At 68.5% G+C, this 24,140-nt stretch carries 23 protein-coding genes, 1 tRNA gene and 1 pseudogene; 15 read left to right on the forward strand and 10 right to left on the reverse strand.

Annotated features, from left to right (window positions below; genetic code table 11):
- Positions 1–205 (forward strand): TonB-dependent receptor (locus tag J7528_RS06715; RefSeq protein WP_291872170.1); only part of this gene is annotated, 205 nt, incomplete at its 5' end.
- 231 nt (positions 206–436) lie between these two features.
- On the opposite strand, the gene J7528_RS06720 is transcribed toward J7528_RS06715, so the two are convergent.
- A tRNA-Ser gene (locus J7528_RS06720) sits at positions 437–527 on the reverse strand.
- A 209-nt stretch (positions 528–736) separates the two neighbouring features.
- Here J7528_RS06720 and J7528_RS06725 point away from each other — a divergent pair.
- From J7528_RS06725 to J7528_RS06740, 4 genes are read left to right on the forward strand one after another with little or no spacing between them, the layout of a single operon-like run.
- On the forward strand, positions 737–2,173 hold the full coding sequence (locus tag J7528_RS06725; RefSeq protein WP_291872729.1) for an exopolysaccharide biosynthesis polyprenyl glycosylphosphotransferase: 1,437 nt from the start codon (positions 737–739) through the stop codon (positions 2,171–2,173).
- A gap of 10 nt (positions 2,174–2,183) precedes the next feature.
- Positions 2,184–3,623: a lipopolysaccharide biosynthesis protein gene (locus J7528_RS06730; protein WP_291872171.1), complete on the forward strand. Its 1,440-nt coding sequence runs from the start codon at positions 2,184–2,186 to the stop codon at positions 3,621–3,623.
- Positions 3,620–4,549, forward strand: a complete 930-nt coding sequence (locus tag J7528_RS06735; RefSeq protein WP_291872172.1) for a glycosyltransferase family A protein — start codon at positions 3,620–3,622, stop codon at positions 4,547–4,549. The genes J7528_RS06730 and J7528_RS06735 overlap by 4 nt, the downstream gene beginning before the upstream one ends.
- Positions 4,549–5,322, forward strand: coding sequence for a polysaccharide deacetylase family protein (locus J7528_RS06740; protein WP_291872173.1), 774 nt, complete (start codon positions 4,549–4,551; stop codon positions 5,320–5,322). The genes J7528_RS06735 and J7528_RS06740 overlap by 1 nt, the downstream gene beginning before the upstream one ends.
- Here J7528_RS06740 and J7528_RS06745 read toward each other — a convergent pair.
- The 3 genes and pseudogenes from J7528_RS06745 to J7528_RS06755 all read right to left on the reverse strand — a co-directional run bounded on the left by J7528_RS06745 (position 5,319) and on the right by J7528_RS06755 (position 8,865).
- Entirely contained in the window at positions 5,319–6,497 is a 1,179-nt protein-coding gene (locus tag J7528_RS06745) for an O-antigen ligase (protein WP_291872731.1), read from the reverse strand. The genes J7528_RS06740 and J7528_RS06745 overlap by 4 nt on opposite strands.
- Before the next feature lie 86 nt (positions 6,498–6,583).
- Positions 6,584–7,285: a sugar kinase gene (locus tag J7528_RS06750; protein WP_291872174.1), complete on the reverse strand. Its 702-nt coding sequence runs from the start codon at positions 7,283–7,285 to the stop codon at positions 6,584–6,586.
- Positions 7,286–7,327: 42 nt separating this feature from the next.
- Positions 7,328–8,865, reverse strand: a pseudogene (locus tag J7528_RS06755) (Wzz/FepE/Etk N-terminal domain-containing protein).
- A gap of 85 nt (positions 8,866–8,950) precedes the next feature.
- Between J7528_RS06755 and J7528_RS06760 the strand changes: the two are divergent.
- Entirely contained in the window at positions 8,951–9,715 is a 765-nt protein-coding gene (locus tag J7528_RS06760; RefSeq protein ID WP_291872175.1) for a polysaccharide biosynthesis/export family protein, read from the forward strand.
- Positions 9,716–9,768: 53 nt separating this feature from the next.
- Here the strand turns inward: J7528_RS06760 and J7528_RS06765 are convergent, their stop codons facing one another.
- Positions 9,769–10,050, reverse strand: a complete 282-nt coding sequence (locus tag J7528_RS06765) for a sel1 repeat family protein (RefSeq protein ID WP_291872176.1) — start codon at positions 10,048–10,050, stop codon at positions 9,769–9,771.
- Positions 10,051–10,221: 171 nt separating this feature from the next.
- Positions 10,222–10,947 (reverse strand): glutathione S-transferase N-terminal domain-containing protein, encoded by a 726-nt coding sequence (locus tag J7528_RS06770; RefSeq protein ID WP_291872177.1) that lies wholly within the window; start codon positions 10,945–10,947, stop codon positions 10,222–10,224.
- A 202-nt stretch (positions 10,948–11,149) separates the two neighbouring features.
- On the opposite strand from J7528_RS06770, the gene J7528_RS06775 reads away from it, so the two are divergent.
- Both J7528_RS06775 and J7528_RS06780 read left to right on the forward strand, forming a co-directional pair.
- Complete coding sequence (locus J7528_RS06775; RefSeq protein WP_291872178.1) at positions 11,150–11,650, forward strand: RcnB family protein; 501 nt, start codon at positions 11,150–11,152, stop codon at positions 11,648–11,650.
- 194 nt (positions 11,651–11,844) lie between these two features.
- Complete coding sequence (locus tag J7528_RS06780) at positions 11,845–12,189, forward strand: proteophosphoglycan 5 (RefSeq protein ID WP_291872179.1); 345 nt, start codon at positions 11,845–11,847, stop codon at positions 12,187–12,189.
- Between the two features lie 75 nt (positions 12,190–12,264).
- Here J7528_RS06780 and gatB read toward each other — a convergent pair whose 3' ends face one another.
- The gene (gene gatB / locus J7528_RS06785) at positions 12,265–13,764 is read right to left on the reverse strand and encodes an Asp-tRNA(Asn)/Glu-tRNA(Gln) amidotransferase subunit GatB (protein ID WP_291872180.1); all 1,500 of its coding nucleotides are present in this window, start codon (positions 13,762–13,764) and stop codon (positions 12,265–12,267) included.
- 239 nt (positions 13,765–14,003) lie between these two features.
- Between gatB and J7528_RS06790 the strand changes: the two genes are divergently transcribed.
- On the forward strand, positions 14,004–14,597 hold the full coding sequence (locus J7528_RS06790) for a hypothetical protein (RefSeq protein ID WP_291872181.1): 594 nt from the start codon (positions 14,004–14,006) through the stop codon (positions 14,595–14,597).
- Between the two features lie 62 nt (positions 14,598–14,659).
- On the opposite strand, the gene J7528_RS06795 is transcribed toward J7528_RS06790, so the two are convergent.
- Complete coding sequence (locus J7528_RS06795) at positions 14,660–16,195, reverse strand: amidase family protein (protein ID WP_291872182.1); 1,536 nt, start codon at positions 16,193–16,195, stop codon at positions 14,660–14,662.
- Positions 16,195–16,482 carry an Asp-tRNA(Asn)/Glu-tRNA(Gln) amidotransferase subunit GatC gene (gatC, locus tag J7528_RS06800; RefSeq protein WP_291872183.1) on the reverse strand — a complete coding sequence of 96 codons (288 nt, stop codon included), beginning with the start codon at positions 16,480–16,482 and terminating at the stop codon, positions 16,195–16,197. Before gatC ends, J7528_RS06795 begins: the two co-directional genes overlap by 1 nt.
- An 82-nt stretch (positions 16,483–16,564) precedes the next feature.
- Here gatC and ruvX point away from each other — a divergent pair, with 82 nt between their 5' ends.
- The 6 genes from ruvX to J7528_RS06830 all read left to right on the forward strand — a co-directional run bounded on the left by ruvX (position 16,565) and on the right by J7528_RS06830 (position 23,371).
- A complete protein-coding gene (ruvX, locus tag J7528_RS06805) occupies positions 16,565–17,035 on the forward strand; it encodes a Holliday junction resolvase RuvX (protein ID WP_291872184.1) in 471 nt (156 codons plus the stop codon).
- Between the two features lie 849 nt (positions 17,036–17,884).
- Positions 17,885–18,883 (forward strand): aspartate carbamoyltransferase catalytic subunit, encoded by a 999-nt coding sequence (locus tag J7528_RS06810; protein WP_291872185.1) that lies wholly within the window; start codon positions 17,885–17,887, stop codon positions 18,881–18,883.
- Complete coding sequence (pyrC, locus tag J7528_RS06815) at positions 18,880–20,181, forward strand: dihydroorotase (RefSeq protein ID WP_291872186.1); 1,302 nt, start codon at positions 18,880–18,882, stop codon at positions 20,179–20,181. The genes J7528_RS06810 and pyrC overlap by 4 nt, the downstream gene beginning before the upstream one ends.
- A gap of 218 nt (positions 20,182–20,399) precedes the next feature.
- A complete protein-coding gene (gene plsY / locus J7528_RS06820; protein ID WP_291872187.1) occupies positions 20,400–21,056 on the forward strand; it encodes a glycerol-3-phosphate 1-O-acyltransferase PlsY in 657 nt (218 codons plus the stop codon).
- The gene (dprA, locus tag J7528_RS06825) at positions 21,053–22,150 is read left to right on the forward strand and encodes a DNA-processing protein DprA (RefSeq protein ID WP_291872188.1); all 1,098 of its coding nucleotides are present in this window, start codon (positions 21,053–21,055) and stop codon (positions 22,148–22,150) included. Before plsY ends, dprA begins: the two co-directional genes overlap by 4 nt.
- 27 nt (positions 22,151–22,177) lie before the next feature.
- Complete coding sequence (locus tag J7528_RS06830) at positions 22,178–23,371, forward strand: methyltransferase domain-containing protein (protein WP_291872189.1); 1,194 nt, start codon at positions 22,178–22,180, stop codon at positions 23,369–23,371.
- On the opposite strand, the gene J7528_RS06835 is transcribed toward J7528_RS06830, so the two are convergent.
- Entirely contained in the window at positions 23,368–24,120 is a 753-nt protein-coding gene (locus J7528_RS06835; protein WP_291872190.1) for a hypothetical protein, read from the reverse strand. The genes J7528_RS06830 and J7528_RS06835 overlap by 4 nt on opposite strands.
- Positions 24,121–24,140: the final 20 nt, after the last annotated feature.

Consider the following 24,140-nt stretch of genomic DNA (forward strand, 5'->3'; position numbering starts at 1 on the left):
GCCCTGGATCATCGACTCCCAGGTCACGACCAACGTCTACGGTCAGTACGAGTTCACCAAGGGCTGGGCGGCCAACACCCGCCTGAAGCTGGGCGTGCGCAACCTGACCAACGAGAACCCGCCGCTGTCGTCAAACGGCTATCTGGGCACCGTGTACCAACCCTACGGCCGGTACTTCTACGCCAGCATCCGCAAGACCTTTTAAGCTTAAGGCCGCGCTCCCTTCGGGGAGCGCGGACACCTTCCAGATCGATCGCGCGCCGACTCGCGCGCCCTAGGCCCTCGTCCCGGGATATCGCTGCTCTCTGCGGTCACGACCGCGAACAGACGGGCGTCCGGACGGCCAACGCCCCGACATCAAACAATCCGATAAACCCCTGAATCTCAACGCATCTCAGGCGACTGAGCGCGCGCGAATACCAATGGAATTGGGGAATGGCGGAGACGGAGGGATTCGAACCCTCGATACCCTTTTGAGGTATGCCGCTTTAGCAAAGCGGTGCCTTCAGCCTCTCGGCCACGTCTCCTCCTGAGAGGGAGCGGTTCGATAGCCTGTTCGCTTCGGGATGACAACGGCCGATGTCGGAAAATTCCGATGTTAACGTGACGCTCAGACGGCAGCGCTAGGTTGAACATGGTTTTCTCAACGAAGAGCGCCATGCGTCCTGTGTCTCCAACCACCGCCCATGCCGAAAACGCCTCGGCCTTCGTCGCTTCGACGGAGGGTCCTGCGCGCCTGGGTGGGAGCGGCGGCGGAGATCCTGGACGAGCGCGACGGGGCCCCTTCCGGCCCGGCCAGCTGATCCCGACGCGGGCTCGGCTGGAGGCCCGCGTGCTGGCGCGTATCTTCCGCATCGCCGACATCCTGGCGATCGCCGCCTTCGCCGTGACGGTCACGGTCGAGAGCCATCCGGTCGCCGCCGCCCTGTGGGCTATCACCACCCTGATCGGCCTGCGTGCTTTGGGTGGCTACGCATTCCCGCGCAAGCAGACCCTGGCCCGCCATCTGGGCGAAGTCGCCCTGGCGCTGGGCGCGGGCCTGTTGGCCGCCGCCGTGGCTCTGGTCCCGCCGGGCAATGTCGATACCGTCACCGTCTGGACGCTGCTGGTCGCCGCCGGCGCGCTGGCTGCTCTGCATGGCGTGTGGTGGAGCGTGATCGCGCGCGGCCGCAGCCAGGGCCGCCTGACGCCCAACATCGTCGTGGTCGGCGCCACGGCCAATGCCGAACGCCTGATCGACGCGGCCATGCGCACGGGCGAGGTCAATGTGCTGGGCGTGTTCGACGATCGCCTGGACCGCGCACCCGAGAACATCATGGGCGTGCCGGTGCTGGGCGACACGACCGCCCTGCTCGACCACCGCATCATGCCCTATGTCGACCGCGTGGTGATCGCCGTGCAGTCGACGGCCCAGAGCCGCGTGCGGCAACTGGTCGAGAAGCTGGGCGTGCTGCCCAACCCTCTGAACCTTTTCATCGACGTCGGCGGTCCGGCTGATGACGACGCCGCCGTGGCCCGCATCGCGGCCGGCGGCGAGAACGAGCTGTCCGGAACCTCGGCCAGCGCGCGCCACGCCTGGCTCAAGCGCGCCCAGGACCTGGTCGTGACCCTGGCGGGTTTGCTGGTCGCTGGTCCGGTCATGCTGATCGTCGCCGTGGCCGTGAAGCTGGACAGCCCTGGCCCGATCTTCTTCCGCCAGCGCCGTCACGGCTTCAACAACGAGGAGATCCTCGTCTGGAAGTTCCGGTCGATGCGCCACGAGATGGCCGATGCCCAGGCCGCCCGCCAGATCAGCGCCAATGACGACCGCGTCACCAAGGTCGGCAAGTTCATCCGCAAGACCAGTCTCGACGAGCTGCCCCAGCTGTTCAACGTGCTGCGCGGCGAGATGTCGATCGTCGGCCCCCGCCCCCACGCCATCGGCATGAAGACCGGTGGCGTGGAGTCGGCCAAGCTGGTGGCCGAATACGCTCACCGCCACCGCATGAAGCCCGGCCTGACCGGCTGGGCCGCCATCAAGGGCTCGCGCGGTCCGGTCGACACGCCCGAGAGCGTCCGTCTGCGCGTGGCCCTGGACGTCGAATATATCGAGCGCCAGTCCTTCTGGCTGGACCTCTACGTCATCGTCATGACCATCCCCTGCCTGCTGGGGGACCGGTCGGCGGTGCGCTAGGCGGCCGGCGATGTTCTGGCGCGGGGTTCTCGGCTACCTCCCGGTCAACGTGGTTCAGGGCGTGGTGGGCCTGCTCACCATCGTCCTGTTCACGCGTGTGCTGGATCCCGCCCAATACGGCGTCTACGCCTTGGCCTTCTCGGTCGGCAGCCTGACCCAAACGATCCTGCTGACCTGGACCGAGGCCGCCATGGCGCGGTTCCTAGCGACGCGGACCGAGGATGGTCGGCTCTCAGACCATTTCGCCACCTTGTTCCGGCTGTGGATCGGCGCGGCCGTAGTGGTGCCGCTGGCCTGCGCCATCGTGGCCGTGCTGCCGCTGAACGGCCCGCTGAAGGTCGCCGTGGTCGCGGCCCTGGCCTCGACCCTGGTTAACAGCCTGATGAAGCTGGCCTTGGAGCGCCGCCGCGCGGCCGGCGAGGTGTCGGGCGCGGCGATGCTGACCATGGCCCAGAACCTGGGTGGCTTTCTCGTTGGTCTGGGTCTGGCCTTCACCGGCCTGGGCGGCGCGGCGCCGATCCTAGGCGTCGGCGTGATCTCGGCGCTGCTGGTCGTGCTGGTGCTGCCGGACGAGCTGAAGCGCATGGCCGGCGGCAAGTTCGACAAGAGCCTGGCCCGCGCCTACGCCGCCTATGGCCTGCCGGTGTCGCTGTCGCTGATCCTGGCCCTGGTGCTGGCCAGCACCGATCGCCTGCTGCTGGGCGCGTTCCTGGATGAGGCCACGGTCGGCGTCTATCACGCGGGCTACTCGCTCGGCAGCCGCACCCTGGACGTCGTCTTCATCTGGCTGGGCATGGCCGGTGGTCCTGCCCTGATCTCCGCCCTTGAGCGCGGCGGCCAGCCGGCCCTGACCGAGGCCGCGCGCGAGCAGGCCGGCTTCATGACCCTGCTGACCCTGCCCGCCGCCGTGGGCCTCGCTTTGGTCGCCCGTCCGCTGGCCGAGCTGATGGTCGGCGAGGACCTGCGGGTCGGCGCCAGCCACGTGACGCCCTGGATCGCCGCCAGCGGCTGGCTGTCGGGCGTCACCACCTATTATCTGCTGCAGGCCTTCACCCTGGCTCGCCGCACGCCGCTGCTGATCGTGAGCATGAGCGCGCCCGCGATCGCCAATGTGATCCTGAACCTCGTCCTGATCCCGCGCATGGGCCTGGACGGCGCCCTGTGGGCCACCACGGTCAGCTACGGCATCGGCGCCGTCGCGGCCTGGGCCCTGGGCCGCCGCGCCTGTCCGCTGCCGATCCCGTGGGACGTGCTGGCCAAGGCCGGCGCGGCCTGCGTCGCCATGGCCCTGGCCGTGCGGCTCCTCCCCTCGCCCGGCGGCGTTCTGGAGTTGGCCCTGAAGGCCGGCGCCGGCGCGGCCGTCTATGGCGCGATCGTCCTGGGCCTTGATGTCGGCGACCTGCGCGCCAAGCTTTCCAGTCTCCTTCGTCGGAGGGCCCCAGCCCTATGACCGCGCCCATCACTGAAATCCGCATCGAGAACGCCGCCTGGGCCAGCGCCCAGCCGCGGCTGTCGGTCCTGGTCCCAACCTTCCGCGATGATCCCGTCGCCCTGCTCAAGGCCCTGGACGATCCCAGCGCCGGGGCCGAGATCGTGGTGCTGGACGACGGCGGCGGCGATGACCGGCTGGCCGAACGCATCGCCCGCCGCGTCGAGAAGATGCGCACGCCCATCCGCTTCGTGCGCCTGTCCAGCAACGAGGGCCGCGCCAAGGGCCGCAACCGCCTGGCCAGCCATGCGCGCGGCGGCCACTTCCTGTTCCTGGACAGCGACATGCTGCCCGACACGCCGGACTTCCTGTCGCGCTGGGCCGCGGTGGCGCAGAGCGACACGCCAGTGGCGTTCGGCGGCTTCACCCTGGACCAGACGCCCCAGCGTCCCGAGCACGCCCTGCACCGGGCCATGGCGCTGAAGAGCGACTGCACGCCCGCCCCCGAGCGCGCCAAGGAACCCGAGAAGCACGTCTTCACCTCGAACCTCCTGGTCCGCCGCGACGTGTTCCAGACCATCGGCTTCGACGAGGGCTTCTCCGGCTGGGGCTGGGAGGATGTCGAGTGGGCGATGCGGGTCGTGCGCCAGCATCCGATCCTGCACATCGACAACACCGCCACGCACCTGGGCCTCGACACCGCGCCGACGATGGCGACCAAGTACGAGCAGTCGGCGGCCAACTTCGCCCGCGTGGTGGCCAGCCACCGCGACATCGTCAGCGCCTATCCCAGCTACAAGGTCGCCAAGGCCCTGAAGCCGTTCCCGCTGCGCGGCGTGTGGCGGCCGATGCTGAAGTCGATCGCCCTGGCCGAGGCCGCTCCCGTTTCCCTTCGCGCGTTCGCCATGCGGCTGTACCGCGCGTCCCTCTATATCGAGGCCGTCTGATGCAGACTTCGTTCGAGAAGGTCGACGCCTACGAGCCCGACCGCAGCCTGAAGGGCAAGCTGCGTCGCCGGCTGATCCGCCTGGCGCACCGCCGGCCGGCCAAGGTGGCGCTGGAGCGGCCGATGGTCTCGTTCAGCTTCGACGACGCCCCCGCCACCGCCTGCGAGGCCGGGGCCAAGGCGCTGGAGAAGCGTGGCCTGCTGGGCACCTACTACTTCGCCGCTGGCCTGGCCGGACGTGACGGCCCGATGGGCCGCTTCGCCACGGGCGCGGACGCTCGCCGCCTGCATGACGCCGGGCACGAGATCGCCTGCCACACCTTCTCACACCTGGACTGCGGCCAGTCGTCCAAGGCCGTGACCCTGGCCGATGTCGACCAGAACGCCGAGAGCCTGGCGCAGTGGGGCACGCCCGATCCTGTCAGCTTCGCCTATCCCTACGGCGACGTCGGCGCGCCGGCCAAGACGGCCCTGGCCGGGCGCTTCAAGACCCTGCGCGCCCTGCACCACGGCCTGATCGCCGACGGCGCCGATCTCAACCAGGCCCCTGCCGTCGGCATCGAGGGCGAGGACGGCGAGAGCGTCGCCAATGCCTGGCTGGACAAGGCCAAGGCCCGGAAGGCCTGGCTGATCCTCTACACACACGACGTGGCCGAGGAGCCCTCGCAGTGGGGCTGCACGACCGGCGCGCTGGAGCGGCTGATCGACCGGGCGGTGGCGGAAGGCTTCGATGTCGTGACCGTGGCCGAGGGGGCCAAGCGGATCGGCCTCTAGGCCGCGTCCTGCGCCCTGTCTGAGAAGGCCAACTTCGCCGCCAGCGCCACGAACACCGCCCAGCGGAAGTCGTTGTACACGACCGCGATGCTCTCGGTCAGGCTGACCAGGGTGAAGACGATAAGGAACGGGAAGGCCAGCATGGCCCCCCGATCGCGGAACACCGCCACCAGCGCCACGGCCATGGTCTGCAGGTAGAAGAAGCCCCAGGCGGTCAGTCCGACCACGCCCATGCCGACCAGTTGCTCGATCCACGAGTTGTGGGCGTGCTGCGGGGTGAACTTGGCGTCGTGGACGATCCAGGCCAGCGGCCCCCAACCGGACTTGTCGCTCCAGACGGCGGCGTAGCCATAGCCCAACCACGGCCGCAGCTCGATCTGGCGGAAGGCGGCCTCCCAGATCTGGGTCCGGCCGGTCAGGGTGGCGTCCTTGCCCAGGATGCCGAAGAAGACGTCCGAGGCGAACACGATGAACGCCAGCAGCAGCAGGAAGCCGGTCACCCCGGTCCAGGTGGCGGCGGCGGCATAGGCCGGCCCGCGCTGGCAGATCCAGACGAAGCCCAGCGCCATCAGGCCAAGCATCAGCGAAGCCAACGAGGTCTTGGACTGCGACATCAAGACAAGGCCGATCGACAGGGCCGCGAAGCCCAGCCAGACCTTGGCCTTCGGCGGGTCCAGCAAGGCCGTGGCGCACAGCAGGCAGCAGCCCAGGGCCATCATGCCGCCCAGCGAGTTCTTCTCCAACCACAGGCCGCGCCAGGCGCCGGGGAACAGCTCGGTCATGATGCCGATCGACGGGAAGGCGATGCAGGCGATGTAGCAGGCGACGATCAGCACGCAGAATGTGATGGAGAACACCCGCGCCAGCTCCACCCATCTGAACCGGGCGGCCAAGGCCAGGCCCGACAGCGTGGTGCAGCCGACGGCGAAGCCCCGACGGATCGAGACGTCGGGCTGGATCGACCACATGATCGAAGCGGCGACCACGCCCATCAGGATGATCAGGAACGGCTGGCGGACGGTGGCCCGCACCATGTTCCAGGGCCTGCCGATGATCAGCAGGAACGCCAGGGCGTAAGCCGGCAGAAAAGCAACGCGCAGCAGGCCCGAGGCGCTCTCGTCGGCCTTCTCACCAAAGATCGGCAGCTGCCAGCCGCCGGTGTAGATAAGCAGCATGACCACCGCGAACAGCGTGGTCAGCAGCGACGGCTCGAGCGTCCGGGCCGCTGGGCGTTCCCAGGCCGAGCCCGAGGCCACGCTGGTCACGGCAGGATCGCCTTCAGGAAGCCGGGCGTCTGGACCGAGACCTTGTTGAAGAACATGCCCGCGCAGCGTCCGCCAGCGGCGGTGATAGCGTCGCGCAGCATGGCCGGTTGGCGCACGTCGGGCTGGTCGGCCGAGACCACCAGCACCGTCTGGTCCATGTGCGAGGCTACCGTCGGACCGGCTTGCGAGCGGTCGATGGCCGGGCTGTCGACGACGATGACCTCGGCGTGCTTGCGCAGCGCCCGCCAATAGTCCGCCGACGGAATGATGTGCGCCTGCTGGCGGCCACGCAGGGCCTCGCGGTTGAAGCGGGCGACCCACAAGCGCGGGCCGCCGACGCTATGGCCGGTCAGGAACTTGGCGTCTGGCCACACGCCGCCCTCGGCGCGCGGCGCGGGCGGCTGGACGGTGAAGAACACCGAGCCGTCGGGCGAAGCGGCCACAGGCGGCCCCATGGGGCCGTAGCGGCTGGGCTCGGAGGCCAGTTCGCGGAACTGGCTGGGGCTGTTCAGATCCAGGTCGATCAGCCAGGTCTTGCGACCGGCGCGCCGCGAGGCGAAGCGCGCGAATTCGCGGGCGACCGTCGAGGTCCCCTCGCCCCGCCGGGCCGACACGAATTGGATGACGTGCGGACGGCCGGCCGGCGGCGCGCCCAGCGCCCCCCAAAGCTCGGTCATCTCGACGTTCAAATCGACCATCTAACGAATCGCCGCGTACTCAGAAGCCCGCAACTTGCGACATTAACCCTGTCGGCGGAAGGCGACGAAACGGCTCACCGCTTGACCCCGGCCGTGGCCAGGACCGGCATGCCCAAGGTGCGCGAAGCCGATTCCGGCGTCTGCAGGCCCGGACGCAGGAACATGCGGACCAGACCGATGCACAGCGCGCTGAAAGCGCCGAACAGGATGGCCAGGATCAGCACCGGCTTCTTCAGGCTCTTGCCCGTGGTCGGAGCCACGGCGCGCTGGACGATGCGGATGTTGTCGCTGCTCTCGGCCGACATCTGCCGCTGGGCCTCGTCCTGCTGTTCCTTGACCGTGAAATCGCGGACGTTCGAGGACAGGACGTCGCGGTCGCGCGATAGCTCGTTGAACTCCGGCTCCAGCCCAGCCAGGCGCAACAGGCGGGTGTTCACGTCGGTGACCTGCTGGGCGTAGGCGGCCTGCGACTGCTGCAAGGCCGCGACTTCGGCGCGCAGGTCGTTGCGGGTGGTGGTCAGGGTCTGCCAGATCGGGTTGGGACCACTGCGACGCGCGCCCTCCCCGTTCGTTCGACCGGCGGCCAGACCGGCTTCCAGCTGGGCGATCTGGGCATTGATGTCCTGCACCGGCTGGGCGCCGGCGGTGTAGCGGGCCAGCAGGCCTTCGCGGTCCAGCTTCAGCGCGGCCAGCTTGGTCGAGGCCGACATGTCGACGTCGCGATAGAGGATCGCCTCGGGCGGCGTGTGCGACAGCTCGGACTCCACCGCGGCCAAGCGGCCCACGCGGTCCTGCAGCTGGGCGTCGATCGAGTACTTCTGCTGCTCGACCTGGGCCTGCAGCTGGGTCAGGGCCGTCTTCTGGGCCGTGAAGTCGCCAATGTCGTTCGTGGTCAGGAACGACTGATAGGCTGTGTCGGCCTGCGCCAGCTTCTGCGAAAAGATGTCGCGCTGGCGCTGGAGGATGTTGCTGTCGCCGCCGATCAGCAGGCTGCGGCGGTAGACCAGATATTCCTCAAGCAGGGTGTTGAGCACCTTCTCGGCCATCTCGGGATCGTCGTTCTGGTAGCCCAGGCGGATGATCGAGTTGTCGGGCGCGGTCTGGATCTTCAGGCTTTTGCCGATGGCGTCGCGGCCTTCCATGATCAGCTTGCGCTTACCCTCGGGCGTCGCGCCGGCGTATTTGGCGGCGTGCTTGGGGAAGATCTTGGCGAAGCCGATCTTGCGGATCACCCGCTCGCGCAGCTCGCCGCTGCCCAGGATCTCGGCTTCCGACTGGATGACTTCGTCGATGTTCGGCACCGCGCCACGGCCGGCGTCGCCGGCGCGGGGTTCATAGACATATTCCTGGCCCAGGCGGACAAAGAGGCTGCTCTCGGCCGTGTAGCTTTTCTTCAGGGTCGTGGCGAAGGCGAAGCCCGCGATCACGATGACCAGGAAGACGACGAGCATCAGGAATCGCTCGCGCCACAGCAGCGTCACGAAGTCGGTCGGGGCGTATTTTGGACGCGCGCCGCCGAGCCCCGCGGCCATTCTAGGCGGCGGGTCGTGAGGCACGCTGGTCCAGGCGCTCGTCGACATACGAATCCAAGCGGTTCAATCTGCCTCGCACCCTGGAGGGAGCGGCCTTAAGGGTTCGTTACCCATTCCTGTTAAGACTTGTCGCATGCAACGTCGCACGCATCTCATGACGGCCCATCTCAAGGTCGTGGCGGCCGTGGTTCTGCTGGCCGGCGGAGTCTCCGCCTGCGGCCACATCGACGCCGAGCCGATCACGCCAGGTCCCAGACCTAGCGCGAACTTCTCTAATATCGGTTACGCCGATTGGAGCGAGGACGAGCCGTCCTACCGGTTCTATCCGGGCGACGAGGTCGAGGTGACGGTGCCGTCCGCCCCGGAACTCAGCAAGACGACGACGGTGCAGCCGGACGGACGGATCAGCCTGCCCTTGACCCAGCCGGTGATGGCGGCGGATCGCACGATCGAGGAACTGCAAGGCTCCATCGGCCAGGCCTATGCCGGCACGCTGCTGCGGCCGCAGGTTCAGGTGTCGGTCAAATCGACGCAGCCGCTCAAGGTGTTCGTGGGCGGCGAGGTCAAGAACCCCGGTGTCTTCGACATGGCGGGCGATAGCGACGCCCTGCGCGCCGTCATCCAGGCCGGCGGCTTCACCAATGGCGCCAAGCGCAATCAGGTTGTGATCATTCGCCGCGGCACAGACGGGCGGGCAATGCTGCGGACGGCGGACCTGCTGGCAGGGATCACGCGTCCGGGCGGAACGGATGTGGTGCCTCTGCGCCGGTTCGACGTGGTCTATGTCCCACGCAGCGGCGTCTCGGAGGCTGGTCTCTTCATGCAGCAGTACTTCCGCGACCTGCTGCCCATCAGTTTCAGCTACGCGATCAACGGCAACATCAACGGCGGCAACTGAGCCGATCCTCCCACGGGATCGGCTGGCAGTTGAGGAGCCCGGTTAGACCGGGCTCAGCCGTGAGCGAGCCATTCGCGGGCCTGACGCTGGGCTTCGGCGACATCGTCGCTGGCCATCTCTTGCGACAGTTCCTTGCGGTAGGCCTTGGCTTCGATCGAACCGCGCATGGCAGCCAGATTGAACAGCATGTGGGCCGAGACGTAGTCCAGCGGCGCACCGCCCTGGCCGGTCGAATACAGCAGGCCCATGCGGAACAGTTCGTCACCCGTCGACGTCGCGGTCGGCAGCGGCAGGGTGGCGACGATGGCCGGCGGAACTTCATTCATCATCATCATGGCTCATCTCCTCTCTCAAACTCGCCCCGACGTTTTGCCGGTTCTGAGCTTGATTGAAGAAAAGTCCCGCGCGACTGAACATATAGTTAAGCGCGCGGAGAGCATAAATGACGCACCCAGTTACTCTTTGTTGAGGCTAATTACTGGGCGTAAATCACAGTATACAGCGCCTTAACGCGCACGCTGTCCGAACAGGACTCTACGGGCGTCTTCGGCCGCTTTTCCCGAGGATTGCAGGCCTCCGGCCCGCAACTCGGCGCCCAGCTTAAAGCCTTTTTGCACGTTTTCCCGCGCGCCGACCCGCTCGAACCACGTCCCCAAATTGGGGAATTCGTCGAGAATAATGCCCTGGTTCTTCCAGGGAACGATCCACGGCCAGATCATGAAGTCGGCAATAGACAATTGGCCGCAGACGAAATCGCGGCCCTCCAGCTGCTTGTTCAGCACGCCGTACAGCCGGTGGGTCTCATTGGTGTAGCGTATGGCGCCGTAGGCGATCTGGCGTTGGTCGGCGATGATCGCCGGGGCGTACTGACGGAAGTGATGCGTCTGGCCGGCCATAGGGCCCAGGCCGCCCATCTGCCACATGACCCATTGGTCGATCTGGACCCGGTCACGCTCGGTCTCGCCATAGAACTTGCCGGTCTTGCGAGCCAGGTACTGCAGGATGGCCCCTGACTCGAAGATCGAGATCGGCTGGCCGTCGGGACCGTCGGGATCGACGATGGCCGGCATGCGGTTGTTGGGGCTGATGGCCAGGAAGGCCGGCTTGAACTGCTCGCCGGTCCCGATGTTCACCGGGATCATCTCGTAGGGCAGGCCCATCTCCTCCAGGGCGATGGAGACCTTCCAGCCGTTGGGCGTGGGCCAGTAGTGCAGTTCGATCGGATGGCTCATCGGCCTTCCCTCCCCTCATCGTCGTTGCTGCCAGCGAACATGGTCGCACCCCGGCGCCGCGCCAAGTGTGACCTGACGAAAAGCCTGACCGCGCCGTTCAGCCTGGGTTCAGCCGAGAGCGGACATTCTGCGTTTCAAGGTCGAGGGAAGTTTCTAGGCGAGGCCTCCGCAAGGCTCCGCCCGACCACGAGGAGAAGACGAGATGAAACGTCTGCTGCTGACTATCGCCGCCGTGGCTTCGGTGGCCGGGCCGATGGCGCTGACGGCGACCGACGCCTCCGCGCAGGATCGCGGCCGCTGGGATCACCATGACCGCGGCGATCGCGGCCGTGGCGACTGGGATCGCGGTCGGGACCACGATCGCGGCCGCTGGGACCGTGACGACCGTCGCGGCGGCTGGGATCGCGGCGACCGTTGGGATCGTGGCCGTCACAATGGCTATTATTACAACAATCGCTGGTCCTACGGCCCGCCGCCGGCCGCATACTACGGTCGCCCGGGCTTCCGTCCGGGTTATACGGCCTGGCAGCGCGGCGCTTATCTGCCCAGCTACTATCGCGGCGGCGGCTATGTCGTGAACGATTACTATCGTTACCGTCTGCGCCCGCCGCCCCGGGGCTACTATTGGTACCGCACCGGCAATGACTACGTGCTGGCCGCCATCGCGACTGGCCTGATCTTCGACGTCATCGCCAATCACTAGACCTGACTGCTCTGCGGCAGTTGAAGACGGCGTCCTGGGCTATGCCTCGGGGCGCCGTTTTGCGGTCACAAGCGCCACAACCTCGCCGCGACTGGGGCTTAACCGCCCGATTGCGAAGTCATTTCGACCTCATTGCCCAGCCAGCGTTGGGCCTGCGTCACACTTCGACGCTGCAGCAATACGGTCCCAAGCCCATGAAGACCCTGCGCATCACGACCGCCGCGCTCACTCTGGCCGCCGCCGCCTTTGCCGGCTCGGCTATGGCCCAGACGACGGCCCCGCAGACCACGCCGGCCGATCCGCAACCCAGCCTGACGACCCCGGCCCCGACGACCGAGACGCCGCCGGCGACCGATCCGTCGACCCAAGCCGCGCCGCCGGCCACCGAAAGCGCGGCGCCGGCCGACAGCGCCGGCACGCCGACCTCGGCCACCGCCCCGGCGACTGAAGAGCCGACGGCCCCGGCCGCCGACGAGAAGCCCGCGAAGAAGAACAAGAAGCACAAGAAGCCGGCCGAAGAGCCGACCGCGCCCCAATAATAAAAGTTCGCATCAACGAAGAAGGGCCCGCGGTTTTCGCCGCGGGCCCTCGTCATTTCTAGCGGTCAGATCGCCCTATTCGGCGACGCCGAGCTTCTTGCGAAGAAGCTCGTTGACTGTGCCAGGGTTGGCCTTGCCGCCCGTGGCCTTCATGACCTGACCGACGAACCAGCCCAGGGCCTGCGGCTTGTCTTTCACGGCCTCGGCCTTGTCGGGGTTGCCGGCGATCAGATCGTCGATGGCCTTCTCGATTGCGCCGGTGTCGTTGATTTGCACCAGGCCGCGCTTCTCGACGATCTCCGAGGGACGACCTTCGCCGGCCCACATATGCTCGAAGACCTCCTTGGCGATCTTCGACGAGATCGTGCCGTTCTCGATCAGCTCGACCAGCTGGGCGATGTCCGACGACGGCAGCGGCGAGTTGGCGATCTCGTGGCCGCCCGACGACAGCTTCGACAGCAGTTCGTTGGTCACCCAGTTCGACACCAGCTTGGCGTCGCGGCCCTTGGCGGCCGCCTCGAAGTAGTCGGCGCGGTCGCTCTCGATGATCAGCACGCCGGCGTCATAGGCCGACAGGCCATACTGGCTCTGCAGGCGCGCCTTCTTGGCGTCCGGCAGTTCCGGCAGGGTCGCTTCCAGCTCCTTCACCCAGGCGCCGTCCAGCACCAGCGGCAGCAGGTCGGGATCGGGGAAGTAGCGATAGTCGTGCGCCTCTTCCTTGCTCCGCATCGAGCGGGTCTCGAGCTTGGTCGGGTCGAACAGGCGAGTTTCCTGGTCGATCGAACCGCCGTCCTCCAGGATCTCGATCTGGCGACGGGCCTCATACTCGATGGCCTGCTGGATGTAGCGATACGAGTTGACGTTCTTGATCTCGCAGCGCGTGCCCAGGTGCTTGAAATCGCCGGTTTCGCGGAACTTCTCGTAGGCGCCCGGACGGCAGACCGAGACATTAACGTCGGCGCGCAGGTTGCCCTTCTCCATGTCACCGTCGCAGGTGCCCAGGTAGACGAGGATCGTGCGCAGCTTCTTCACATAGGCCGCGGCCTCTTCCGAGGTGCGCATGTCGGGCTTGGAGACGATCTCCATCAGCGCCGTGCCCGCGCGGTTCAGGTCCACGTAGGTGGCGTTCGGATCCTGGTCGTGCAGCGACTTGCCCGCGTCCTGTTCCAGGTGCAGGCGCTCGATGCGCACGTCGAAGGTCGTGCCGTCGTCGCGTTCGACGGTGACGACGCCCTCGCCGACGATCGGCTGGTCGAACTGGCTGATCTGATAGCCCTGCGGCAGATCCGGATAGAAGTAGTTCTTCCGGTCGAAGCGGCTCTTCAGATTGATCTGCGCCTTCAGGCCCAGGCCCGTCTTCACCGCCTGCTCGACGCAGAACTTGTTCAGGACCGGCAGCATGCCCGGCATGGCCGCGTCCACGAGGCTGACCTGCTCGTTCGGACCCGCGCCGAAACCGACGGCGGCGCCGGAGAAGAGCTTGGACTTGCTGGCGACCTGAGCGTGCACCTCGAGGCCGAGGACCATTTCCCAGGGGCCGGTGCGGCCTTGGATCTGTTTGGATTCTTGCGTCATGGCCGTCTCTCTACATCAAGCGGGCCGGGCCGGAAAAGCTCCGGGACACCGCTACGGGCATCTTCTCTGATCCAAGGCCCACAAGGCATCGCCGTTGTTCCAGGTAAGCGAAACCGTTCGATTTTCAACTTCCTTGAATAAGGCCGGATTGAGTCAATTCCGGCGCCATTGCGGGGCAAGGGAACCGCTGAGTTGTCGCACCGTTCATTTTCTCGAACAGCTCACTTACGGAGGTAGAAATGCCCACCGCTTACACTACCCGCCCCACTCTGAACTTCGACGCCCCGGAACCGGTCGTCACGGCGGATCCGAATGCTTCGGCTCTGTTTCCGTCTCAGCCGGTCTATGCTCGCACGCCGAAGAAGAAGGCGTCCAACAACCTGCCGCTTCTGGTCGGCGTTCCCGTCGTGGCCGTCGTCGCCGGCGGCATGATCTGGGCCATGACGGCCAACCGCGCCGAAGCGCCGACCGATCCGGCCTCGCTGCGCACCGCCGCCGCCGAAAGCCCGCCGCCGGCCAACGCCACGCCGGTCCCGGCCAACGTCGCCGCGACCCCGGCTCCGATCCCGCAACCGACCGAACTGGCCGCCGCCACGCCGGCCCCGGTCGCCCGTTCGACCCCGGCCCGCTCGACGGCTCCGGCCCGCCCGGCCGCTCGCCGCGCCGCGCCGGTCCAGGAGAGCGCTCCGGCCGCCGAAAGCGCCTCAGCCAATGTCAGCGCCACCGTCCCGGCCGCCCCGCCGGCCGTCAGCGCCCCGATCGCCGAGCCGGCCCCGCTGGTCATCCCGGCCCCGGCCGCTCCGGCTCCGGCCGAACCCGTCGCGCCGATGTAAATCAGGGTCCCACACCCCGATAACGAAGAAGGGCGGCTCCGCGAGGAGCCGCCCTTTTCATTTTACCACCACTTCTCGGCCTTGGCCGTGAAGCCCGCGGCCTTCTCGACCGCCCCGGCGACCGAGAACACCGTGGCCTCGTCCAGAGGCTTGCCGATGATCTGCAGACCCAGCGGCAGGCCATTGGCGTCGAGGCCGGCGGGCAGCGACAGACCCGGCAGACCCGCCAGGTTCGTCGTCACCGTGAACACGTCGTTCAGGTACATGGCGATCGGGTCGTTGCTGTTCTCGCCCAGACCGAACGCCGCCGAGGGCGCGGTCGGGGTGAGGATCGCGTCGCACTTGGCCCAAGCGTTGTCGAAGTCCTCGGCGATGCGGCGACGCACCTTCAGGGCCTTCAGGTAGTAGGCGTCGTAATAGCCGGCCGACAGCACATAGGTGCCGATCAGGATGCGGCGCTTGACCTCGTCGCCGAAGCCCGCAGCGCGGGTGTGCTCGTAGATCTCGGTCAGGTTGGCGCCGTCTTCGCGCAGGCCGTAACGCATGCCGTCATAGCGAGCCAGGTTCGAGGACGCCTCGGCCGGGGCCACGATATAGTAGGCCGGCAGGGCGTACTTGGTGTGCGGCAGGCTGATGTCGACGATCTCGCAGCCGGCTTCCTTCAGCCAGGCGATGCCGTCCTGCCAGAGCTTCTCGATCTCGGCCGGCATGTTGTCGACGCGGTATTCCTTGGGGATACCGATCTTCAGGCCCTTCACCGACTTGCCCACGAACTGGGTGAAGTCCGGCACCGGAATGTCCAGGCTGGTCGAGTCCTTGGGGTCATGGCCCGACATCGAGGTCAGCAGCAGGGCCGCATCTTCGACGGTCTTGGCGATCGGCCCGGCCTGGTCCAGCGAGCTGGCGAAGGCCACGACGCCCCAGCGCGAGCAGCGGCCGTAGGTCGGCTTGATGCCGACGGTGCCGGTGAAGGCGGCCGGCTGGCGGATCGAGCCGCCGGTGTCGGTGGCCGTGGCGCCCAGGCACAGGTCGGCGGCGACGGCGGCGGCCGAACCGCCCGACGAACCGCCGGGGGTCAGAATGCCGTGCCGTCCCTCTGGCAAAGCCCAATTGCTCGTCTTGGCATAAGTCATGGCGGCGGACGAATTGGCGTTCTCGCCCGCCCGTCGCCAGGGATTAGCCACCGGACCGAAGTAGCTGGTCTCGTTCGACGAGCCCATGGCGAACTGGTCCAGGTTCAGCTTGCCCAGCATCACAGCGCCGTCGCGCCACAGCTGGCTGGTCACGGTCGACTCGTAGGTCGGCACGAAGTTTTCCAGGATCTTCGAGCAGGCCGTGGTGCGCACGCCATCGGTGCAGAACAGGTCCTTCACCCCCAGCGGCGCGCCTTCCAGCGGACCGGCCTCGCCCAGGGCGCGGCGCGCGTCGGACTTGGCGGCCATGTCCAGCGCCTTGTCCGGGGTTTCCAGGATATAGGCGTTCAGGCCGCGAGCGGCCTCGACGGCCTCGATGTGGGCTTGCGTCAGTTCGACCGAGGTGAACTCGCGCTTGGCCAGGCCCTCCAGGGCGCTGGCCAGGGTCAGCTTCGTCAGGCTCATTATTCGACCACCTTCGGCACGACGAAGAAGTTGTTCACGGACTTGGGCGCGTTGCTGGTCACGCGAGCCGGATCGCCGCCCATGGTGACGACGTCGTCGCGCAGCGGCAGGCCGGCGGCCACGACGCTGGTCAGCGGCTCGCAGCCGTCGGTGTCGACCTCGGCCAGTTGCTCGATCCAGGTCATGATGCCGTTGAGCTCATTGGCCAGGGCCTCGATGCGCTCTTCGGGTTCGGCGATGCGGGCGAGCCGGGCGACCTTCCGCACCGTGGCGGCGTCAATGGCCATGGAGATCTCCTAGAATTCGAACGCGTGGGTTAGCGGGCCGGAGACGAGGTTTCAAGCCGCGCGGGTCCTGATAAAGAGAGCCATGCCCGTTCTCGACATCGAAGACTTCGCCGCAGCCCTGCCCCAGTACGCCCCGATCGTGGGCCTGGACCCGGGCGAGAAGACCATCGGGGTGGCCGTCTCGGACGTCACCCGCACTGTCGCCAGCCCGCTGGCGCTGATCGAAAAGACCAAGTTCACGAAGGACGCCGAGGCGCTGTTCAAGCTGATGGACAGCCGGAACGCCGTCGGGATCGTGGTCGGCCTGCCGATGAACATGGACGGCACCGAGGGCGTGCGATGCCAGAGCAACCGCGCCCTGGCGAGGAACCTGCTGCGCATCAAGCCGGACCTCCCCATCACCTTCTGGGACGAGCGCCTGTCGACGGCGGCCGTGACGCGGGTGCTGATCGATGAGCATGACATTTCGCGGAAGCGCCGGGACGAGGTCGTGGACAAGATGGCGGCGGGGTGGATCCTGCAGGGGGCGCTGGAGCGGTTGCGCTCGCTCTAGGCGCGGCGCTGGCCCCTCCACCGGCTTCGCCGGTCCCCCTCCCCCAGACAGGGGAGGAGAGAACAAAAGCCCCGACGCAGGCGGCGTCTCCTCTCCGCCCCGCTTGGGGGCGGACAGACCCGCGCAGCGGGTCAGGTGGGGGCCTGTGCTGAGTCATGCGCTCTCGGCTCCACGCGGCCAGCCGCTGAAGTCATGGAAAGGGACGCGGAGCGCCGGACAGCGTCCGGAGTGTCTGAATAGAATACCGTTTCGACGAAGCCCGACGCTCCGCGCAGCCGTTATTCGCCAGCGTCCCGGGAAGGTGGCCCTATTCAGGCCTTGCCGGGATCCGGGCGCTTCCGTTTCCGGAAAAGCCCGGTGATCAGGGAGGGACGAACCCTTTCCCCCAACCACGCCGACGGCGGGCGGGCCTGGCAGCGAACCAGGTCCCCGGACCGTCCGAGTATCCCCCTCGGACCTTCACCGCTCGACCACACCCCGCCGCCACGTTTGGTCGCTGGCCATTGCGCCCTTTCCTCGCGACGAGGTGGATAGAGAATACGGCAGGTTTTGAGGCCGGGGATGGAGGAGCGTGAATGCTCGTCACTTGCTCGCCCTCTCCCCCGGGAGAGGGGCGGGGCCCATGCGCAGCATGGGAGGGTGAGGGTCAAAGCCGCTAACCGATAAAAACACGAACAATCATGAGCTTGCGCGGCCTGGATGACTGGCTTCGCCTCTCCCCTCACCCTCCCACCGCTGCGCGGCGGGCCCCGCCCTCTCCCAAGGGAGAGGGTTCAATGCTCCTCCTCCACAGGGCGTTCACCCTCCCCGCCTTCCCTTCCCCCCCAAACCCGCCTATGACGCGGGCTCATGACGGCTTCAGCCCATGACCCCGCCCGCGCGGCCATCGACACGATCCGCGCCCGCGTCTTCGAATTCCCCAAACGCCACTTCCTGTCCGCCGGCGACCTGAACGCGATCCAGGCCACCGACCTGCTGGACCTGGCCGACGCGTTCGTCGCCTTCAACCGGCAGACGTCCAAGAGCCTGGACCTGCTGCACGGCCGGACGCTGATGAACCTGTTCTTCGAGAACAGCACCCGCACCCAGAGCTCGTTCGAGCTGGCCGGCAAGCGGCTGGGCGCCGATGTCGTCAACATGAACCCCAAGACCTCGTCGGTGGCCAAGGGCGAGACCCTGATCGACACGGCGGTCACCCTGAACGCCATGCGGCCCGACCTGCTGGTCGTGCGCCACGCCTCGTCGGGCGCGGCAAGCCTGCTCAGCCAGAAGGTCAGCGGCCACGTCGTCAATGCCGGCGACGGCCAGCATGAGCACCCGACCCAGGCCCTGCTCGACGCCCTCTCGATCCGCCGCGCCTTCGGCCGGGTCTCGGGCCTGACCGTGGCGATCTGCGGCGACGTGCTGCACAGCCGCGTGGCGCGCTCGAACGTTGCTTTGCTACACACCCTGGGCGCCAGCGTGCGCCTGGTCGGCCCGCCCACCCTGATGCCGGCCCAGGCCGAGCGCTGGGGCGTCACCGTCCATCACGACATGAAGTCGGGCCTGGCCGGCGCGGACGTCGTGATGATGCTGCGCCTGCAGCTGGAGCGGATGCAGGGCGCCTTCGTGCCCTCGACCCGTGAGTACTTCCGCTTCTACGGCCTTGATCGGGAAAAGCTTTCCCGCGCCGCGCCTGGGGCCAAGGTCATGCACCCCGGCCCGATGAACCGGGGCGTCGAGATCGACAGCGACGTGGCCGACGATCCGGCCGTCAGCCTGATCCAGGACCAGGTCGAGATGGGCGTCGCCGCCCGCATGGCCGTCCTCACCAGCCTTGCCGCCCGTATCGAAAAGGTCGGCCAATGACCGCGCCCCAACCTCTCGCCCTCGTCAACGCCCGCCTGGTCGATCCGGAAAGCGGCTATGACGGCCCCGGCGGCGTCATCGTCTCGGAAGGCGTCATCAGCGACGTCGCCAAGGGCCGCGAGTTCGGCAAACTGTCCAAGGCCGTGCGGGTCGTCGACTGCGGCGGCGCCCTGCTGGCCCCCGGCCTGATCGACCTGCGCGTGCGCACCGGCGAGCCGGGCGCCGAGACCAAGGAGACCCTGGCGTCGGCGGCCAAGGCCGCGGCGGCCGGCGGCGTCACCTCGATGGTCGTCCAGCCGGATACGACGCCGGCGATCGACGATCCCTCGATGGTCGACTTCATCCTGCGCCGGGCGCGGGATATCGACAGCGCGCGTATTCTCGTCGCCGGCGCGGCGACCAAGGCCCTGGCCGGCGAGCAGATGGCCGAGATCGGCCTGATGCGCGAGGCCGGCTGCGTCTATGTCACCGACGCGGGCAAGCCCATCGTCGACAGCAAGGTCATGCAGCGCGTCCTTACCTATGCCAAGGGCTTCGACGCTCTCTTGGCCCACCGTCCGATGGACCCGTGGCTGGGCAAGGGCGGCGCGGCCACCGGCGGCGAATTCGCCGGCCGCATGGGCCTGCCCTCGATCTCGCCGATGGCCGAGCGGATCATGCTGGAGCGCGACGTCGCCCTGCTGGAAGCCACCGGCGGCAAGCTGCTGGTCGACCAGATCACCTCGGCCCAAGCGCTGGAAACCCTGGACCGCGCCAAGAATAAGGGTTTGCGGATCAGCGCTTCGGTGTCGATCAACCACCTGTCCTTCAACGAGCTGGACATCGGCGACTACCGCACCTTCGCCAAGCTGAACCCGCCGCTGCGCGGCGAGGACGACCGCCAGGCGCTGATCGAGGCCCTGGCTTCGGGCCTGATCGACATCGTCGTCTCCTCGCACAGCCCGGCCCCGGCCGAGGACAAGCGCCTGCCGTTCGACGAAGCCGCGCCGGGCGCCGTGGGTCTGGAGACCCTGCTGCCGGCCCTGCTGTCGCTCTATCACGAAGAGCGGCTGCCCATGGTCGACCTGATCCGCGCCGTCACCCTGGCCCCGGCCGAGCTGCTGGGCCTGCGCGGCGGCCGCATCGCGCCGGGCGCGCCGGCCGACTTGGTGCTGTGCGACATCGACGCGCCGATCATCATCGACGCGGCGAGGCTGCTGTCGAAGTCCAAGAACTCGCCGTTCGACGGGCGCAGGCTGCAGGGCCAGGTGCTGATGACGGTGGTCGACGGCCGCGTGGTGCACCGGGCGGAGGGGTGAGGAATCTGCTCCCCCGCGATGCGGGGGAGCTGTCGCGGAGCGACTGAGGGGGCTAATGCGGCATAGGTCCAGCTCGCCCCCTCCGGCCCTCCGGGCCACCTCCCCCGCATCGCGGGGGAGGAGATTTGGAAGCGCCCCGACTCTGCACTAAACCTAGATCCACAACTCTCGCTTGCGCAGCGGTTGAATTCGCGCGCAACTCGCCTTAGGGTCGAAACGTGCAAAATCTCGCCGCCGCCACCTATCTGACGCTCGCCATCACCATCGTCGGCGGCTACCTGCTCGGGTCGATCCCGTTCGGGCTGATCGCCACACGGCTGGGCGGGGCCGGCGACATCCGCCAGATCGGCTCGGGCAATATCGGCGCGACCAACGTGCTGCGCTCGGGGCGCAAGGACCTGGCGGCCATCACCCTGCTGGGCGACGCCGGCAAGGGCGTGGTCGCGGTGCTGCTGGCCCGCTTCCTGACCCACGGCAATCCGGCGGTGATCGCCCTGGCCGGCGGCGCGGCGTTCCTGGGCCACCTGTTCCCGGTCTGGCTGAAGTTCAAGGGCGGCAAGGGCGTGGCCACCTTCTATGGCGTGCTGCTCAGCGCCTGCTGGCCGGTGGGCGTCGCCGCCGGCGCGACCTGGCTGGCCGTGGCCTTCCTGCTGCGCATCAGCTCGCTGGCCGCCCTGGTCGCCGCCGTCCTGGCCGCGCCGTTCGCCCTGGCCTTCGACCAGCCCTATCCGATGGTGGCGCTGGCCCTGTTCATGGCCGTGCTGATCTTCATCCGTCACCGCGAGAACATCGCCCGTCTGCTCAAGGGCCAGGAGCCCAAGATCGGCAAGAAGAAGGACGTGGAGGCTCCGCCCCCCGTCGCCGACGCGCCGTGATCCCGGGCCGGCTCTCGGACATCCAGCGCTTCGCCTGGCTGCGCCTGGCGCGCACCGAGACCGTCGGCCCCGTCGCCTTTGACCACCTGATCACCCGCTACGGCACGCCCGAGCGGGCCCTTTCCGCCCTCCCCGACCTCTCCCGCCGAGGCGGCCGCGCCGTCCCGCTGTCCCTGCCGCCGCGCGAGATAATCGAGCAGGAGCTGGAGGCCGGCGCGAAACTGGGCGCGAGGCTGATCTGCGGCTGCGAGCCGGACTTCCCGCCGCGCCTGGCCGCTCTTGATCCGCCACCGCCCGTCCTGTGGGCCCTGGGCCGAGCGGAGCTGCTCTCCGAACCCAGCCTGGCCATTGTCGGCGCCCGCATCGCCTCGGCCGCCGGCCAGCGCTTCGCGCGGCAGCTGGCGACCGACCTGGGGACCGCCGGCTATGTCGTGGTGTCGGGCATGGCGCGCGGCATCGACGGCGCGGCGCATGAGGGCTCGCTGACCACCGGAACGATCGCCGTGCTGGGCGGCGGGGTCGGCGACGTCTATCCGCCCGAGCACGACAAGCTGCACGCGCGCCTCGCCGCCGAGGGCTGCGTCGTCTCCGAGAGCGCGCCCGACCGCCGCGCCCAGGCCAAGGACTTCCCGCGCCGTAACCGCATCATCTCGGGCCTGTCCTACGGCGTCATCGTGGTGGAGGCCGAACTGAAGTCCGGCTCGCTGATCACCGCCCGCCTGGCCGCCGAGCAGGGCCGCGACGTCTTCGCCGTGCCGGGCTCGCCGCTGGACCCGCGCTCCAAGGGCACGAACGACCTGATCCGTCAGGGCGCGATCCTGTGCGAGGGGGCCGAGGACGTTCTGCGCTCGCTGTCGGGGCAGATCCACATGCGTGAGCGCGATCGCGGTTACGAGTCCCAGCCGGACCTGGACATCGACCACGACGCCCTGCGCGAGCGGGTCGCCGCCCTGCTCTCGCCCACGCCGGTCTCGCGCAACGATCTGGTGCGGGCCGCCGGCGCCCCGGTCTCGGCCGTGATGGCGGCCCTGGTCGAGCTCAGCCTGGCTGGCCGCGCGGAACTGCTGGACGGCGGCATGGCGGCTGGCGTCTAACGTCCTTCCGAGTCGGAGGGAGCGTCCATGGAAGCCCAGGCCATCGAAGACATGTTCGGCGTCGCCGTCGCCGCCAGCGCCGAGGGCCGGCTGGACGACGCCGTGGCGGCCTTCCAGGCCGTGCTGGTCATGAGCCCCGGCCACGACGAGGCCCTGTTCGGCCTGGGCCTGGCCCTGATGCAGACCAGACGCTTTGCAGAGGCTGTCGAGCCGTTGGCTCGCGCCGCCGCCGCGCCGGGCGCCGAGCCGATCCGCCATCAGTGCCTGGCCCAGGCCCAGTTCCTGACCGGCGACTTCGCCGGCGCGGCCGCCACCTTCGCCGCCGCCGACGCGGTCGAGCCCGTGCCCGAAGGCGCCCGCCTGACCTGGGCCCGCGCCGCCGCCTACGCCGCCCTCGACACCACTTCGGCGCAGGAGGCCCTGGACCTCTATGCCCGCATCGCCGGCTCTGAGGCCGAGGACCTGGAGACCGTCGCCCGCGAGAGCTTCGGCATCCTGGTGGCCTTCCAGCGCCTGGACGCCGCCCGCGCCCTGGGCGCCTGGCTGGAGGCTCACAACCCCGCCGACACGATCCGGGCGCATGAACTGCGGGTGCTGGTCGAGCCGGGCATCGACAGGGCCCCGGCATCCTATGTCGAGGCGCTGTTCGACGGCTTCGCCGAGCGCTTCGACCACCAGCTGGTCGACATGCTGGGCTACGAGGCCCCCGCCCTGCTGGCAGAAATGATCGCCAGCCGCCGCCAGCAGTTCGAGCGCATCCTGGACCTGGGCTGCGGCACGGGCCTGGCTGGCCCGCACCTCAAGCGGTTCGGCGGTCGGCTGACCGGCGTCGACCTGTCCTCGGGCATGCTGGCCAAGGCCGCCGAGCGCGGCGGCTACTACGCCCTGGTCCAGGACGAGGCCGTCACGTTCCTGGAGAGCCATCCGGGCGCCTTCGACCTGATCGTCTCGGCCGACGTGTTGATCTACTTTGGCGACCTGGGGCCCGTGTTTGCCGCCGCCGCCGCGGCGCTGCCGCCCGGCGGCCTGATGGCGTTCAGCACGGAGCTGGGCCAGGGCGACGGCTGGACCCTGTTGCCCTCGGCCCGCTACGCCCATGGCGACGCCTATATCCGCGATAGCGCGTCTGGCTTCCGGGTCCTGGAGCGCCAGGAGATCCCGCTGCGCCGCGAAGGGGCGGACGTGACAGTCGGCTGCCTCTATCTGCTCGAGCGGATCTAGCCGCCCCGCCGCGCGCCCTTGGCGAACAGCAGGTCCGACCACTTCCAATGACCGCCGCCCAGGGCGAAGCGCGCGCCGCCGGGGCCGTCGTTCAGCGAGATCAGCACCAAGCCCCGCACCGGCTCGGCCTTGCAGGCGGCCGGCGCGAAGGCGACCTCCATCATGATCATCTCGCGCAGGCCGGCCAGGCCGTCGCCCTCCTCGCCTGTGACACGCGCCCAGTCGCCGCTCCAGACCAGAGGCGCGCGGCCGGCGCCGACCGTGGCGCTGTGAGCCCGCATCAGCGAGGCGCGGGCGCGCGGGTTCTTGCGCAGCCCCTCCTGCAGCAGCCGGACCATGTCGCAACCGTCGCCGCCGCCACCGCCTCCGCGACCTGACCCGGCCCGGGCCGCGCCCTGCAGCTCGGAATCGCCCAGGCCCATGACCGGACTGGGAGCCGGATCGCGGCTGGCCACGAAGGTGGGCACGTTCTTGGGCGGCGGCGTCTTGGCCACGCGCAGCGGCGAGCGCGGCGCGGCCTTGGGCTTGTCCTTGGGCTTCTCGGGCGACGGCGGCTTGGCCGGCGCCTTCACCGGCGACTTGGGCGCGTCGTGCGGCGCGGGCGGCGGCGGAGGGGGTGGCGGCGGAGGCGGCGGTGGCGGAGGAGGATCGACCAGCGTCACCATAACCGAAGGCGGCTCAGGCAGCGGCGGCGTCACATGGGCGGCCATCAGCACCGCCACGGCCGCGACGTGCGCGCCAACGCTCACGATCAGGGCGATCCGCTTCC

The organism is Caulobacter sp. (genome assembly GCF_017744445.1).
GTDB lineage: Bacteria > Pseudomonadota > Alphaproteobacteria > Caulobacterales > Caulobacteraceae > Caulobacter.